General features: G+C 71.8%; 14 protein-coding genes and 1 tRNA gene. 2 read left to right on the top strand and 13 right to left on the bottom strand.

Features of this window, described 5'->3' with window-relative positions:
• Positions 1-30: 30 nt before the first annotated feature.
• A complete protein-coding gene (locus tag BLQ34_RS04790; RefSeq protein WP_091782230.1) occupies positions 31-792 on the top strand; it encodes a class I SAM-dependent methyltransferase in 762 nt (253 codons plus the stop codon).
• Positions 793-839: 47 nt separating this feature from the next.
• Here the strand turns inward: BLQ34_RS04790 and BLQ34_RS04785 are convergent.
• From BLQ34_RS04785 to xerD, 10 genes are all read right to left on the bottom strand, one after another.
• A tRNA-Pro gene (locus BLQ34_RS04785) sits at positions 840-916 on the bottom strand.
• Between the two features lie 87 nt (positions 917-1,003).
• Positions 1,004-2,536 (bottom strand): ribosome biogenesis GTPase Der, encoded by a 1,533-nt coding sequence (gene der / locus BLQ34_RS04780; RefSeq protein WP_407946388.1) that lies wholly within the window; start codon positions 2,534-2,536, stop codon positions 1,004-1,006.
• Positions 2,537-2,587: 51 nt separating this feature from the next.
• Complete coding sequence (locus BLQ34_RS04775) at positions 2,588-3,310, bottom strand: lysophospholipid acyltransferase family protein (RefSeq protein ID WP_231961445.1); 723 nt, start codon at positions 3,308-3,310, stop codon at positions 2,588-2,590.
• Entirely contained in the window at positions 3,307-4,011 is a 705-nt protein-coding gene (gene cmk, locus BLQ34_RS04770) for a (d)CMP kinase (RefSeq protein WP_091782224.1), read from the bottom strand. The genes BLQ34_RS04775 and cmk overlap by 4 nt, the downstream gene beginning before the upstream one ends.
• A gap of 28 nt (positions 4,012-4,039) precedes the next feature.
• Positions 4,040-5,122, bottom strand: a complete 1,083-nt coding sequence (locus BLQ34_RS04765) for a prephenate dehydrogenase (protein WP_091782221.1) — start codon at positions 5,120-5,122, stop codon at positions 4,040-4,042.
• A gap of 37 nt (positions 5,123-5,159) precedes the next feature.
• Positions 5,160-6,218 carry a pseudouridine synthase gene (locus BLQ34_RS04760; protein WP_091782218.1) on the bottom strand — a complete coding sequence of 353 codons (1,059 nt, stop codon included), beginning with the start codon at positions 6,216-6,218 and terminating at the stop codon, positions 5,160-5,162.
• A complete protein-coding gene (gene scpB / locus BLQ34_RS04755; RefSeq protein WP_091782215.1) occupies positions 6,215-6,859 on the bottom strand; it encodes an SMC-Scp complex subunit ScpB in 645 nt (214 codons plus the stop codon). The genes BLQ34_RS04760 and scpB overlap by 4 nt, the downstream gene beginning before the upstream one ends.
• Positions 6,852-7,892: a segregation and condensation protein A gene (locus BLQ34_RS04750; RefSeq protein WP_091789292.1), complete on the bottom strand. Its 1,041-nt coding sequence runs from the start codon at positions 7,890-7,892 to the stop codon at positions 6,852-6,854. The genes scpB and BLQ34_RS04750 overlap by 8 nt, the downstream gene beginning before the upstream one ends.
• 4 nt (positions 7,893-7,896) lie before the next feature.
• Complete coding sequence (locus tag BLQ34_RS04745) at positions 7,897-8,733, bottom strand: ParA family protein (protein WP_091789289.1); 837 nt, start codon at positions 8,731-8,733, stop codon at positions 7,897-7,899.
• A 172-nt stretch (positions 8,734-8,905) separates the two neighbouring features.
• Entirely contained in the window at positions 8,906-9,856 is a 951-nt protein-coding gene (gene xerD / locus BLQ34_RS04740; protein ID WP_091782212.1) for a site-specific tyrosine recombinase XerD, read from the bottom strand.
• On the opposite strand from xerD, the gene BLQ34_RS04735 reads away from it, so the two are divergent.
• The gene (locus BLQ34_RS04735) at positions 9,855-10,481 is read left to right on the top strand and encodes a hypothetical protein (RefSeq protein ID WP_091782209.1); all 627 of its coding nucleotides are present in this window, start codon (positions 9,855-9,857) and stop codon (positions 10,479-10,481) included. The two genes, xerD and BLQ34_RS04735, sit on opposite strands and share 2 nt — an antisense overlap.
• 107 nt (positions 10,482-10,588) lie before the next feature.
• Here the strand turns inward: BLQ34_RS04735 and BLQ34_RS04730 are convergent, their stop codons facing one another.
• The 3 genes from BLQ34_RS04730 to BLQ34_RS04720 are packed head-to-tail and all read right to left on the bottom strand — an operon-like array spanning position 10,589 to position 13,896.
• The gene (locus tag BLQ34_RS04730) at positions 10,589-11,833 is read right to left on the bottom strand and encodes a 4-alpha-glucanotransferase (RefSeq protein ID WP_091782206.1); all 1,245 of its coding nucleotides are present in this window, start codon (positions 11,831-11,833) and stop codon (positions 10,589-10,591) included.
• Positions 11,834-11,840: 7 nt separating this feature from the next.
• Positions 11,841-13,199 (bottom strand): histidine--tRNA ligase, encoded by a 1,359-nt coding sequence (hisS, locus tag BLQ34_RS04725; protein ID WP_091782204.1) that lies wholly within the window; start codon positions 13,197-13,199, stop codon positions 11,841-11,843.
• A 1-nt stretch (position 13,200) separates the two neighbouring features.
• Entirely contained in the window at positions 13,201-13,896 is a 696-nt protein-coding gene (locus tag BLQ34_RS04720) for an MBL fold metallo-hydrolase (protein ID WP_091782201.1), read from the bottom strand.
• Positions 13,897-13,919 lie beyond the last annotated feature (23 nt).

Here is a 13,919-nt window from a genome sequence, read left to right as displayed (position 1 = left end):
ACACCGGCGGCGCGGGAGTACGGTCGGGTCGTGGGCTTCGAGGTGACGGCCGCGGCATACGGCAGCTTCATGGGGCGGTTCTCCGAGCCGCTGGCGCCAGCGTTCGCCGATGCCGCCGGGGTCTCGGCTGGCCAGCGCGTCCTCGACGTCGGCGCGGGGCCCGGTGCACTCACCGCCGTGCTCGTCGCCGTGGTCGGCGCCGACCACGTCGCGGCGATCGACCCCTCGCAGTCGTTCGTCGCGGCACTCCACGAGCGGCTGCCTGACGTCGATGCGCGGGCCGGTGCTGCCGAGTCCCTGCCCTGGGCGGACGACTCGTTCGACGCCGCGCTGGCCCAGCTGGTCGTGCACTTCATGCGCGACGCGGTCGCGGGGCTGCGCGAGATGAGCCGCGTCACGCGTCCAGGTGGGACGGTCGCTGCCTGCGTCTGGGACCACGCGGGAGGTGGCGGACCGCTCTCGTTGTTCTGGGACGCCGTCCACGAGCTCGACCCGCTGGCCGGGGGTGAGCGCGGCCTGGCCGGCGCGCACGAGGGCCACCTGGTGCAGCTGTTCGAGGAAGCCGGGCTGGTCGACGTCACGCCAGGCGTCCTCTCGGTCGAGGTGCCGTTCACCGGGGTCGACGACTGGTGGGAGCCGTTCACCTACGGCGTCGGTCCGGCGGGCGCCTACGTCGCCGACCTCGACGAGGCAGGGCAGGCGGCGCTGAAGGCCGAGTGCGCCCGGCGCCTGCCCGACGGCCCGTTCACCCTGACCGCCTCGGCCTGGCTCGCGACCGGCGCCGCTCCCTGACGGCATGAAAACGGGGCCTGACCTGTGCTGACAGGTCAGGCCCCGGCTGGTCGGGCTGACAGGATTTGAACCTGCGACCCCTTGACCCCCAGTCAAGTGCGCTACCAAGCTGCGCCACAGCCCGTGGCTGCCCCGTGAGGAGCGAACGAAACCCTAGCGCACGGCATACCCCCGCTTGAAATCGGTATGCCGTGCGGCCGGGCCGCCTGAGCTACTTGCGCTTGCGCTTCTCGCGGACCCGGACGGACACCTCGATCGGGGTGCCCTCGAAGCCGAACTCCTCACGCAGCCGACGCTCGAGGAACCGGCGGTAACCGGCCTCGATGAAGCCGGAGGCGAAGATCACGAACCGCGGCGGACGAGTCGACGCCTGGGTGGCGAAGAGGATCCGCGGCTGCTTGCCACCGCGCACCGGGTGGGGGTGCGCGGCGACGATCTCGCCGAAGAACGCGTTGAGCCGACCGGTCGGCACCCGGAAGTCCCAGGACTCCAGGGACCGCTCGATCGCGGGCACGAGCTTCTCGACGGCGCGGCCGGTCGTGGCGGAGATGTTCACGCGGGGCGCCCACGGGATCTGGACGAGCTCGCGCTCGATCTCCTTCTCCAGGTAGTAGCGACGCTCCTCGTCGAGCAGGTCCCACTTGTTGTAGGCGACGACCAGGGCGCGGCCAGCGTCGATGACCTGCTGGACGACCCGGATGTCCTGCTCGGCGATGGACTGCTCGGCGTCGATGAGGACGACGGCGACCTCGGCCTTCTCCAGCGCGGTCTGGGTGCGCAAGGACGCATAGAAGTCGGCGCCGCGCGTCTGGTGGACGCGACGGCGGATGCCGGCCGTGTCCACGAACCGCCAGGTCTTCCCGCCGAGCTCGATGAACTCGTCGACCGGGTCGCGGGTGGTGCCCGCGACGTTGTCGACGACGACGCGGTCCTCGCCGGCGAGCTTGTTGAGGAGGGACGACTTGCCCACGTTGGGGCGGCCGATGAGCGCGACCCGGCGCGGGCCACCGCGCTGGTAGGCGTCGCCGTTCGCGGACACCGACGGCAGCACGTCGAGGACGGCGTCGAGGACGTCTCCACTGCCCCGGCCGTGCAGCGCGGAGACCGGCCACGGCTGGCCCAGGCCGAGGTTCCAGAGCGCGGCGGCATCGGCCTCACTGCGCTGGTCGTCGACCTTGTTGGCGACGAGGACGACCGGCTTGCCCGAGCGCCGCAGCAGCTTGACGACCGCCTCGTCGTCGTCGGTCGCGCCGACCGTCGCGTCGACGACGAACATCACGACGTCGGCGAGGTCGACGGCCACCTCGGCCTGCTCGGCGACCCGCAGGTGGATGCCGGTCGCGTCGATCTCCCAGCCGCCGGTGTCGACGAGGGTGAAGCGCCGACCGGTCCACTCCGCGTCGTAGGCGACCCGGTCACGGGTGACGCCGGGCACGTCCTCGACGACCGCCTCGCGGCGGCCGAGGATGCGGTTGACGAGGGTCGACTTCCCGACGTTGGGCCGACCCACCACCGCGACGACGGGCAGCGGTCCGTCGGAGACGAGGTAGCCGTCGTCGTCGTACTCGCCGTCGATGAGGGAGCGGTCCTCCTCACTGAGGTCGAACTCCTCCAGCCCAACGCGCAGTGCGCGCTCGACAGTCGAGTCGTCGGTCAGGTTCTCGCTCACGGGGTTTCCTTGCGTCGTTCGTGGGGTGGGCGCGGACGGGTATGCCGCGGGGCCGCCCACCATTGTCGCGCACATCTGCGGGTGGAAAAGACAGGGACGCCCAGGACACGCGCGCGCCTGGGCGGCTCAGGCCTGCGGGTCACGCCCCTGCCAGCCGTCGTCCTCGGGGAGGAACACCCGGTGCCGCTCCTGGGATTCCCGCACGTGGTTCGACAGCGTCAGGCGCACGACGTCGGTCGCTGCAGCGAGCCGCTGCCGGCCATGGGTCGCGGCGGTCACGGCCGGGTCGGTCGCGAGGTCGACGGGGTTGCCGAACTCCACCACCATGCGCGTCCGAAGACGCGGCAACGACCCCTTGGCGGCTCCCGTCGCACGGGTCCCGAGGAAGGCCACCGGCACCACCTGCGCACCACCTTGCTGGGCGAGCCAGGCGGCGCCCTGCTGCACGGCGGCCACGTCGCCTCGCCCTCGAGTGCCCTCAGGGAAGATGCCCACGGCTCCCCCTGCGTGCAGGACCGCGACAGCTGCGGTGAGTGCCTGACGGTCACCGGAGTTGCGCGTGACAGGGATGTGGCCGATCCAGGTGAGGAACCAGCCCAGCAACCCCTTGAACATCTCGCGCTTGACGAGGACCGAGGTCGGCCGCGGCGCCAGTCCCGGGAGCATCGGTCCGTCGAGGAAGCCGACGTGGTTCGCCACGAAGACCACCGGGCCGGTTCGGGGCACCCGGTGTCGACCGACGACGTGCACGCGGTAGAGGGCGTGGAACAGCGGCCAGCCCACGATCATGTTGATCCTGGCCCGCCACGCGGGCGTCTGCGCGGCGCCGACCGTGACGGCGTCGGTCACACCAAGGCCTTGGCCGGCGCCTCACGCCGCACCACGTCGAGCAACGCCTCGATGCTCTGCTCGAAGTCGAGGTCGGAGGTGTCGACCAGGTGCACACCCTCGGCCGCCTGGGTGAACTCCGACACCGTCGAGTCGTCGGCATCGCGCCGGACGATCTGGTCACGGGTCGCCTCGACGGCATGGTCGGCATCGTGCCCGTGCAGCTCCTTGGACCGACGCCGCAGCCGGGCCTCCACGCTGGCGGTCAGCAGCACCCGCACGTCGGCGTCGGGTGCCACGACCGTGGTGATGTCGCGGCCCTCGGCCACCACTCCCCCGGTCTCGGTCGCGATCCGGTCGATCAGGTCACGCTGCAGCTGCTGGAGCAGTGGGCGGACGAGGGTGTTGGTCGCGACCTTCGACACGACCTCACTGACCCGGGTGGTGCGGATGTCGTCCTCGATCTCGCGCCCGCTGACCCGCACGCTCGGCGTGGTGGGGTCGGTGCCCATCTGGAGCGGGATGTCGCGGGTGGCCTGCGCCACGGCGTCGCGGTCGTCGAGGTCGACGCCCTCCTCGAGGCACCACCAGGTGACGGCCCGGTACATCGCCCCCGTGTCGAGGTAGCCGATGCCGAGCGCCGAGGCTGCCGCGCGCGAGACGCTGGACTTGCCGGAGCCGGAGGGTCCGTCGACGGCCACGACCAGGTGCTTGCTGTCCATGGGAGGCAAGCGTAACGGCGTCCGCTCGTCAGCCGTGCAGTCGCCAGCCGCGGGCGGTCAGCTCCTCGCCGAGCCGTTCCGCGACGGCCGGGAGCACGGACACCTCGGCGAGCCCGAACGGCTGCCCCAGACCGTGCTCGAGGTGGAGGTCCTCGAGGTTGACGCCGGCCTCGCCGACGTCGTGCAGGAGCCGGGCCAGCTCACCCGGCCGGTCCGGGACCAGCACCACGACGACGCTGTATGCGGTCGGCGCAGCGCCGTGCTTGCCGGGGATCCGCGCGTGCCCGGCGTTGCCCTGGGCCACGATCCGTGCCAGCACCTCGCGGGCCCCCACGCCGTCGCCGTCAGCGAGGACGTCGAGCGCCCGGATCACCTCGGCCAGCTCGGCGTGCACGTGGCCGAGTACGTCGCGGACCGCCGCGGCGTTGCCGGCGAGGATCTGGGTCCACAGCTGCGGGTCGCTCGCCGCGACCCGGGTGACGTCGCGGATTCCCTGCCCGGACAGCGCGACCGCGGGGTCGGTCAGCTCGCGCAGGCGTCCGGCGACGAGGGACGACGCCAGCTGGGGCACGTGTGACACGACCGCGACCGCGGCGTCGTGCTCGGCCGGGTCCATCGTCGAGACGGTGCCACCAGCGGCCGTCGCCAACGCGGTGACCGCGGCGACCGCCTCGGGCGACGACTGCTCGTGCGGCACGACCACCCAAGCCCGCCCGTCGAAGAGGTCACCACGAGCCGCCACCGCCCCGGACCGCTCCCGGCCCGCCATCGGGTGCGACCCGGCATACCGGCTGAGGTCGGCGCCCCGGCGCCGCACGTCCTCGAGGACCGCGACCTTCACCGAGGCCACGTCGGTGACGATGGCCAGTGGCCACGCGGCGAGCTCGTCGGCCACCACCGCGCCCGCCACGTCGGGCGGTGCGGCCACCACGACGACGTCCGGTGCCGGGTCGTCAGCCGATGCGACGGTCCCGGCGCCCAGGTCGCGCGCCAGCGACTGCGCCGTCGGCGACGGGTCGGCGAGCACCACGGCATACCCGGCCCGGGACAGGGCGATGCCCAGGCTGGTGCCGATCAGGCCGGTCCCGACGATGCGGACGGTGCTGCTCACGACGCGAAGGCTACCGAGCAGCCCGGCCGACGTGCGCTCACATTCCAGCGGCGGTGTAGAGCCGGCCGACCTCTTCCTTGGTGAGCTTGCGCATCTTGCCGGGCTTGGTGTCGCCGAGGTGGATCGGGCCGACCTGCACCCGCACCAGGCTGAGCACCGGGTGGCCCACCGCGTCGAGCAGGCGACGGACGATGTGCTTGCGCCCCTCGTGGAGGACCACCTCGACCAGCGCCTTGCCGGGCTGGGAGTCGACCACGCGGAACGAGTCGACCGAGGCCGGTCCGTCCTCGAGCTCGACACCCTCGCGCAGGATGCGGCCCATGTCGCGCGGCACAGGGCCACGGATCTGGGCGAGGTAGGTCTTGAGCACGCCGTACTGCGGGTGCTGGAGCCGGTGCGCGAGCTCACCGTCGTTGGTGAGGATCAGCAGGCCCTCGGTGTCGGCGTCGAGGCGACCGACGTGGAACAGCCGGTCGGTGCGGTCCTTCACGTAGTCGCCGATGTTGATCCGGCCCAGCTCGTCACTCATCGTCGTCACGACGTTGAGCGGCTTGTTGAACGCGAAGTAGACCCGCGTCTCGTCGAGCTGGACCTTCACGCCGTCGACGTGGACGATCTGCTCGGGGCGGATCCGGACGCCGAGCTCGGTGACCACGTGGCCGTCGACCTCGACCCGGCCTGCGGCGATGAGGTTCTCGCAGACCCGGCGCGAGCCCACGCCGGCAGCGGCCAGCAGCTTCTGAAGCCGGACGCCATCCGGGTCGTGCACGTCGACCACGGGCACGTCGCGCTCGCGCGGCACCCGGGTCGGCTGGCTCTTCTTGGTCGTGCCCGAGCTGCCCCGCTGGGGTCGCTCGGGTCGGCCGCCCTCGGACGGCCTGGGCCCGCCCCCGGCTCGACCGCCTCCCGCGCGGCCACCACCCGCCTGGCCTCCGGGGCGGCCACCACCGGCGCGCCCACCACCGGGGCGGCCACCACCCGCCTGGCCTCCGGGGCGACCACCACCGGCACGGCCACCGCCAGCGCGGCCACCGCCAGCGCGGCCACCTCCGCCGGTGCCGGATCCTGAGTTGTCCCTGCTGCGTGGGGGTGTCATCCGCGTCCCTGTTCTGCGATCTCGTCGAGCACGTCGACCTCGGGGAGGTAGGGCGCCAGGGCGGGCAGCTCCTCGAGGCTGCCGAGGCCGAGGCGCTGGAGGAAGTAGTCGGTGGTGCCGTAGAGGAACGCCCCGCCGTCGCCGTCGGAGCCGAGCTCCTCGATCAGGCCCCGGTTGAGGAGGGTGCGCACCACGCCATCGACGTTGACCCCGCGCACCGCGCTGACCCGCGACCGCGAGATCGGCTGGCGGTAGGCGATCACCGCCAGCGTCTCCAACGAGGCCTGGGTGAGCTTGGCCTGCTGTCCGTCGAGCAGGAACTTCTCGACCACCGGTGCGTAGTCGGAGCGGCTGTAGACCCGCCAGCCACCGGCCACGGAACGGAGCGTGAAGCCACGCTGCTGCGCGGCATACTCCTCCTCCAGCGCGGTGAGGTGCGCCCGCACGTCGTCGACGGGGAGCTCCAGGGCGGAGGCGAGCGCGATCTCGGTGATCGGCTCGTCGACCACCATCAGCACCGCCTCGATGGCGCTGCGCGCACCACCCGGGAAGTCGTTGACGTCGAAGGCGAACTGCTCGTCGGCCACCTCCTCGACAGCGGGCTCCGCGGCCACCTCGGTGGGGGCTTCCAGGTCACTCATCGTCGTCTCGTCCCTCGTCGTCATCGGCTTCGTCGGTGGTGTCGGCGCTGGTGTCATAAGGCGTGTCATCCGGCGGGTCGTCTGCGGTGTCGGCGCCGGGGGCGGCGCCGGTGGCGGCGTCCGCGACCACGCCCTCCTCGCCCTCGTCGAACTCGTCGAACTCGTCGCTGACCTCGATCTCGCCGTCGTCGGCGCCGGTCCAGCGCACCGTGAGCTCCCCCAGCGCCTCGGCCTGCTCGAAGGCGATGGCGGCCTCGCGGAACAGCTCGAGGAGTGCCAAGAAGCGCGCCACGATGACCAGCGTCGAGTCGGCGTCGGCCACCAGCGCCCGGAACGAGCAGACCCGCTCCGAGCGCAGCCGGGCGCCGATCAGGCCGGCCTGCTCGCGCACGCTGACCTGGGGCGCGTGCAGGTGGTCGAGGCCGACGCTGGGCGCGACCTTCGGGATCATGGCGCGCGCCGCGATCATCGCCAGCTGCTCGGGGGTGATGCCCATGACGAGCTCGGGCAGCAGCTTGGCGAACTGCGGCTCCAGCCCCGCCTGTCGCGGCGTCATCCGGCCCGCGGTGGCCATCCGTTCACCGAAGGTGAAGGCGATGTCCTTGAAGGCGCGGTACTGCAGCAGGCGCGCGAAGAGCAGGTCGCGGGCCTCGATCAGCGCGAGGTCCTCCTCGTCCTGCGGCCCGGTCTGCGGCAGGAGGCGGGCCGACTTGAGGTCGAGCAGGGTCGCAGCGATGAGCAGGAACTCCGACGCCTGACCGAGGTCCCACTCGCTGTCGGCCGACTGGGCCGCCTTGATGTGGGAGATGAACTCGTCGGTGACCTTGGCCAGGGCGATCTCGGTGATGTCGAGCTTGTGCTTGCTGATCAGCCCCAGCAGCAGGTCGAACGGGCCGGAGAAGACGTCGAGGTGCACCTCGAACGGCGTCGAGCCGCCACGGCGGGTGATGACGCCGCCGGGGGTGATGTCCTCGTGGGCGCCAGTGGGTTGCACGGCGCCTCCCGGCGCCGTGTCGATGACCTCCTGACTCACGTCGTCAGGCCGCCCCACCACGGGCGATCAGCTCTCGCGCGAGTTGCCGGTATGACGTGGCCGCGCCGTGCGTCGACGCGTAGGTCGTGATCGGCTCGGCCGCCAGGGTGGCGTCGGGGAACTTCACCGTGCGGCTGATCACCGTGTGGAACACCTGGTCACCGAAGTGGTCGACGACGCTGCGCACGACCTCCTTGCTGTGCAAGGTGCGCGAGTCGTACATCGTGGCCAGGATGCCGTCGACCTGCAGGCGCGGGTTGAGCCGGTCGGTGATCTTGTCGATGGTCTCGACGAGCAGGGCCACCCCGCGCATCGCGAAGAACTCGCACTCCAACGGGATGATCACGCCGTGGGCGGCGGTGAGGGCGTTCACCGTGAGCAGCCCGAGCGAGGGCTGGCAGTCGATCATGATCACGTCGTACTCGTCCATCACCGGACGCAGCACCCGCGCGAGGATCTGCTCGCGGGCCACCTCACCGACGAGCTGCACCTCCGCCGCCGAGAGGTCGATGTTGGCGGGGATGACATCGAGGTTCGGCGTGGCGGTCTGCTGGATGACCTCGCGCACGTCGTGACCGCGTTCGACCAGCAGGTTGTAGATGGTCACGTCGAGCTCGTTGGCACGCACTCCCAGGCCCACCGACAGGGCTCCCTGGGGGTCGAAGTCGACGAGCAGCACCCGGCGGCCGACCTCGGCCAGTGCGGCACCGAGGTTGATCGTCGTCGTGGTCTTGCCGACGCCACCCTTCTGGTTGCACATGGCGATGATGCGAGCCGGCCCGTGCGCGGCCAGGGGCGCGGGATCGGGGAAGACCGGCATCGGACGGCCGGTGGGGCCCATCTGACCGGCCCCCGCAGCCTCGGTGCCGGGAAGGTGGCCGGTGTCGCGGTCCGAGCCGCTGAGGGTCGCCTCGGGGGCGGGTTCCTGGGTGGTCACCTCAGATTCCACAGGCGTTTCACTCCCGGTGAGTTGGCGTTCGTCGGTCAGCCTCGCGCTGATCGGCACGACCCTATCAGCGGGCACGGGGATGGCTCTGGGCATAGACCTCGCGGAGTCGCTGCACCGTGACGAGGGTGTAGATCTGCGTCGTGGTGACGGAGGCGTGCCCGAGCAGCTCCTGCACCACGCGCACGTCGGCGCCCCCGTCGAGCAGGTGGGTGGCGAAGGAGTGCCGGAGCGTGTGGGGCGACAGGTGCCCGCCGAGGTCGGCCCGCTCGGCGGCCGCGCGCAACGCCGCCCAGGCCGACTGGCGGGACAACCGGCCACCGCGCTGGTTGAGGAACACCGCGGGCGTGCCCTTGCCCTTGGCGGCGAAGGTGGGGCGACCCCGGACCAGGTAGGCGCCGAGCGCGTCCGCGGCATACGAGCCGAGCGGGACGAGGCGCTCCTTGCTGCCCTTGCCGAACAGCCTGACCACCCCTTCCCGCGTGTCGATGTCGTCGATGTCGAGACCGACGGCCTCGGAGATCCGCGCACCGGTGCCGTAGAGCACCTCGAGCAGGGCCCGGTCCCTCAAGGCGGCCGGGGTGTCGCCCACGCTGGCGGCCTGGAGCAGGCGCTCGACGTCCTCGACACTGATCGCCTTGGGGAGCCGGGCAGGCGGGCGCGGCGGGCTGACCGCACTGGCGGCGTCCGTCGCGACGTCTCCCTCCAGGGCCAGGAACCGGTGGAACCCCCGCACGGCGACGAGCGTGCGGCCGGCCGACGACGCCGCCAGCGGCGGGTGGTCCGCGCTCCCCTCCCGGAGGGTGGCGAGGAAGTCGGTCACGTGCGCCTCGGTGATCGCCGTGGGGTCGTCGACCCCGCGCGAGGCGAGGTATGCCGCGTAGCGGGCCAGGTCGCGCCGGTAGGACTTGAGCGTGTTGGCGGCGACACCGCGCTCCACGTCGAGGTGGTTCAGCCAGCCGCGGGCCGCGCGTTCGACCGCGCTCGAGGGAGGCACGGATGGGAGTGTAGGCGGCATGAAGCTCTATGCAGACCTGCCGGGCCGCCGCACCATCCAGATCCTCGCGGACGTGGGGATCGTGGCCTGGGTCTGTCTCTGGGCCTGGGTCGGGCGCCTGGTCCACGACACGACGATGGAGCTCGCGGACCCCGGCCGCCAGCTCCAGAGCGCCGGGTCGGGGTTCCGCGAGCAGATGACGAGTGCGGCCGACTCCGTGCGTGACCTCCCCCTGGTGGGTGGCCAGGTGGCCGCGCCGTTCCGCCAGGTGAGCGGCGCCGGGACGACCATCGAGCAGGCCGGCACCGACCTCGTCGATGCCGTGTCCCGGCTCGCGAACATCCTCGGTTGGGTCACCGCGCTGGTGCCGATCCTGATCATCGGGCTGGTGTGGCTGGTGCTGCGTGGGCGGTTCGTCCGGCGGGCCAGTGCGGCGCAGCGGTTCATCGACAACGCCGCCGACCTCGACCTGTTCGCCCTGCGGGCGATGGCAGGCCAGCCGATGCGCAAGCTGGCGGCCATCTCCGCGGACCCGACGGGCGCGTGGCGACGTGGCGACGAGGAGACGATCCGGGCGCTGGCACTGCTGGAGCTCAAGGACACCGGCCTGCGCCCCCCTGCCTCGGCTGACGTCGCCGCCGCCTGACTCCCAGCTGCACGAACCTTTGCTAGCAAAGGAAACTCGTTGACGGACAGGTTGCAACCTGTCCGTCACACGGGAACCTTTGCTAGCAAAGGTTCGTGCAGGGTGGGTCAGGGCAAGCGGCCTGACTGCTCGGTCAGGGCGCGGAGGCGAGCGGCGTGCGCGCTGGTCAGCGCGTCCGGCTCCATCTGCCAGGACCAGCCACCCTCGACACCGGGCGCGTTCATCCGGGCTGACGACCCCAGTGCCAGCACGTCCTGGGCCTGCATCATCGCCAGGCCACACGGCCCACGCAGGGCCAGCTCGATGAAGCCCCAGGACGGCTCGGCATCGACGTCCGTGGCAACACCCGCCCGCTGGCAGGCTTCGCGGGCGAGCTGGCGCCGGTGGTCGGGCAGGTCCCACCACCAGCCGCAGACCGTGTCGTTGTCGTGGGTGCCGGTGTAGACGACCTGGTCGGGCTCGTGGTTCTGGGGGTCGTGGGCGTTGTACTGGTAGGCCGGCTCGAAGGCGAACTGCAGCACCGCCATGCCGGGGAAACCGAGCGCCTTGCGCAGGTCGATGACCGGCTGGTCGATGTCGCCGAGGTCCTCGGCCAGCACCGGCAGCGGCCCGAGCGCGCCCAGTGCGGCGTCGAAGACCTCGCGGCCCGGCCCCTGCTCCCAGCGGCCGTTGAGTGCCGTGTCGTCGCCAGCCGGGATCGCCCAGTAGGCCGCGAAGCCGCGGAAGTGGTCGACGCGGACCAGGTCGAACAAGGCGAAAGTCCGTCGGAGGCGTTCGATCCACCAGCGGTAGCCGTCGTCCCGCAACACGTCCCAGCGGTAGAGCGGGTTGCCCCAGAGCTGACCGGTCGCGGCGTACGCGTCGGGCGGGCAGCCGGACACCGCGTCAGTGCGGAAGAACTGCGGCCAGGCCCGCTCGTCGGCGGCGTCGGGCGCGACGTAGATGGGGACGTCGCCGAGGATGCGGATGCCTCGCTCGTGCGCGTAGGCCCGCAGCGCCGACCACTCCCGGTCGAACCGCACCTGGTCGGCCAGGTCTCCCCCGAACGACGTCCAGGAGTCGACCCAGTAGGCCTCGCGCTCAGCGAACGCGACCAGCTCCTCCTCGCTCACCGGCGCGTCCGGGTGCTCCAGCAGGGCAGGAGACGCGGCGAACGCCGACGGCGACTTGTAGGGCGACCGGTGCTTGTCGGGGATCGAGACCGGCAGCACCTGCCACACCGACTGCCCGGCCTCGACCAGCCAGTCGACGAAGTCACGCGCCGGCTGCCCCAGCCGCCCGCCCGGCAGGGAGGTGATGTGCAGCTGCACACCGCTCGCACGGGTCTCGGTGAGGGGCCGGGTGGTGTCCATGGGCGGCTCAGCTCTCGACGCGGATGACCTGCGGTCGCAGGTCCTGCTCCGGAGGCTCCCACGACGTCGCGTCGGCGTCGACCTGGTCGCCGGAGCGGATGTCCCTCACCTGGTCACCACCCGGCGCAGCGGCGTCGTCACCGGCCGCCCCCGGGAACCAGACGTACGGGATCCCCCGCCGCTCGGCATACCGGATCTGCTTGCCGAACTTCGCGGGCTTGGGCGCCACCTCGCAGGGGATGCCACGGGCGCGCAGCTCGGTGGCCACCTGCGTGGAGGTGGCGCGGCTCTCCTCGTCGTTGACGGCGACCAGGACGCATGCGGGCGTGGAGCGGCTCGCGGTGAGCAGCCCCTTCCCGATCAGCAGGCCGAGGAGGCGCGAGACGCCGATCGAGATCCCGACGCCGGGGTAGGTGGTCCGGCCGTCCGAGGCGAGCGAGTCGTACCGCCCGCCGGAGCAGAACGAGCCCCACGACTCGTGCCCCACGAGCTGGGTCTCGTAGACGGTGCCGGTGTAGTAGTCGAGCCCGCGGGCGATCTTGAGGTCGGCAACCAGCGCACCAGGCGCGTTGTCGAGCCCGGCGCGGACCACCGCCGCCAGCGCCTCGAGGCCTTCGTCGAGGGTCGGGTGCTCCACCCCGAGCGCGCGCACCTGCTCGACGAACGACAGGTCCTCGGACCGGATCGCCGCCAGGGCCAGGCACTGGTCGGCCTGCTCGGGGGTGCAGCCCGCTTCCACGAGCTGGTCCTTGACCTTGGCCGGTCCGATCTTGTCGAGCTTGTCGACGACGCGCAGCGTGCCGGCGACGTCGTCGATGCCGATCCCGAGGTAGAAGCCCTCCGGGATCTTGCGGTTGTTGACCTGGATGACCATCTGGCCGACCGGCAGCTTGCGGAACACCTCGGCGATCACCAGCGGCATCTCGGCCTCGAAGTGTGGCGCCAGCTCGCCGACGTCGACCACGTCGATGTCGGCCTGGGTGAACTCGCGGTAGCGACCCTCCTGGGGACGCTCGCCGCGCCACACCTTCTGGATCTGGTGGCGCCGGAACGGGAAGGTCAGGTGCCCGGCGTGCTCGAGCACGTAGCGCGCGAACGGCACGGTGAGGTCGAAGTGCAGCCCGAGCTCGGCATCCGAGTCGTGGCGCTGCTCGGACCGGTCAGCCAGGCGGGTGACGCCGTAGATCTCCTTGTCGGCGTCGCCGCCCTTCCCCAGCAACCGGTCGACAGGCTCGACGGCGCGGGTCTCGATCGACGGGAACCCGTGCAGCTCGAACGTCTCGCGGATGACGTCGAGGAAGTGCTGCTCGACGATCCGCTGCGCGGGCAGGAACTCGGGGAAGCCGCTGATCGGGGTGATCTTCACGCTACAAGCCTTGCAGATAGGGGTTGGTGGACCGCTCCCGGTCCATCGTCGTGGCCTGGTAGTGCCCGGGCAGCACGAGCGTGGTGTCCGGCAGGGGCAGCACCACCTCGCGCAGCGACCGGTCCATCGCAGCCGGGTCGCCGCCGGGGAGGTCGGTGCGCCCGATCGAGCCGGCGAACAGCACGTCCCCGCTGAGCACCGTGCGGTCGACGTCCACCTGGTCGGCGATCCCGTCCGGCACGGCGTCCAGCGCGAACATCACCGAGCCCTCCGTGTGCCCGGGGGCGTGCAGCACCTCGAAGCCCAGCCCGGCCAGGTCGAGCGTGGCCCGGTCGTGCACCTCGACGACGTTGCTCGGTTCGGTCCAGGTGGCGCGCTGACCGAACTGCTGCTCGAGCATGTGGAGCAGGCCCGGGTCGATCACCGACAGGAGGTCGGTGAGCCGGTAGCGGTCGTCCGAGTGGATGTATGCCGCGGTGTCGGCGCCGCAGACCGGAGTCACCGAGTAGACGTGGTCGACGTGGCCGTGGGTCAGCAGGACCGCGGCCGGCCGGAGGCGGTGCTGAGCGAGCACTTCCCGCAGCGTGTCCTCGACACCGATGCCGGGATCGACGATCACGCACTCCTCCCCCGCGGCGGGCGCCAGGACGTAGCAGTTCGTGTCGAAGGCGGCGGCGGGGAACGCGACGGTGAGCACGGGCCGCACTGTATCCGCGATCC

The sequence above is a fragment of the Pedococcus dokdonensis genome, from assembly GCF_900104525.1.
GTDB classification, from domain to species: domain Bacteria; phylum Actinomycetota; class Actinomycetes; order Actinomycetales; family Dermatophilaceae; genus Pedococcus; species Pedococcus dokdonensis.
The sequence above is the reverse complement of the archived record's forward strand: the minus strand, read 5'-3'. Positions and strand labels throughout refer to the sequence as shown.

Coding starts and splice junctions, on each gene's coding strand:
- der (WP_407946388.1), bottom strand. CDS start 2,536: ATGTGCGCGACAATGGTGGGCGGCCCCGCGGCATACCCGTCCGCGCCC.
- cmk (WP_091782224.1), bottom strand. CDS start 4,011: ATGGACAGCAAGCACCTGGTCGTGGCCGTCGACGGACCCTCCGGCTCC.
- BLQ34_RS04760 (WP_091782218.1), bottom strand. CDS start 6,218: ATGACACCCCCACGCAGCAGGGACAACTCAGGATCCGGCACCGGCGGA.
- scpB (WP_091782215.1), bottom strand. CDS start 6,859: ATGAGTGACCTGGAAGCCCCCACCGAGGTGGCCGCGGAGCCCGCTGTC.
- BLQ34_RS04745 (WP_091789289.1), bottom strand. CDS start 8,733: ATGGGCCCCACCGGCCGTCCGATGCCGGTCTTCCCCGATCCCGCGCCC.
- BLQ34_RS04735 (WP_091782209.1), top strand. CDS start 9,855: ATGAAGCTCTATGCAGACCTGCCGGGCCGCCGCACCATCCAGATCCTC.
- xerD (WP_091782212.1), bottom strand. CDS start 9,856: ATGCCGCCTACACTCCCATCCGTGCCTCCCTCGAGCGCGGTCGAACGC.
- BLQ34_RS04730 (WP_091782206.1), bottom strand. CDS start 11,833: ATGGACACCACCCGGCCCCTCACCGAGACCCGTGCGAGCGGTGTGCAG.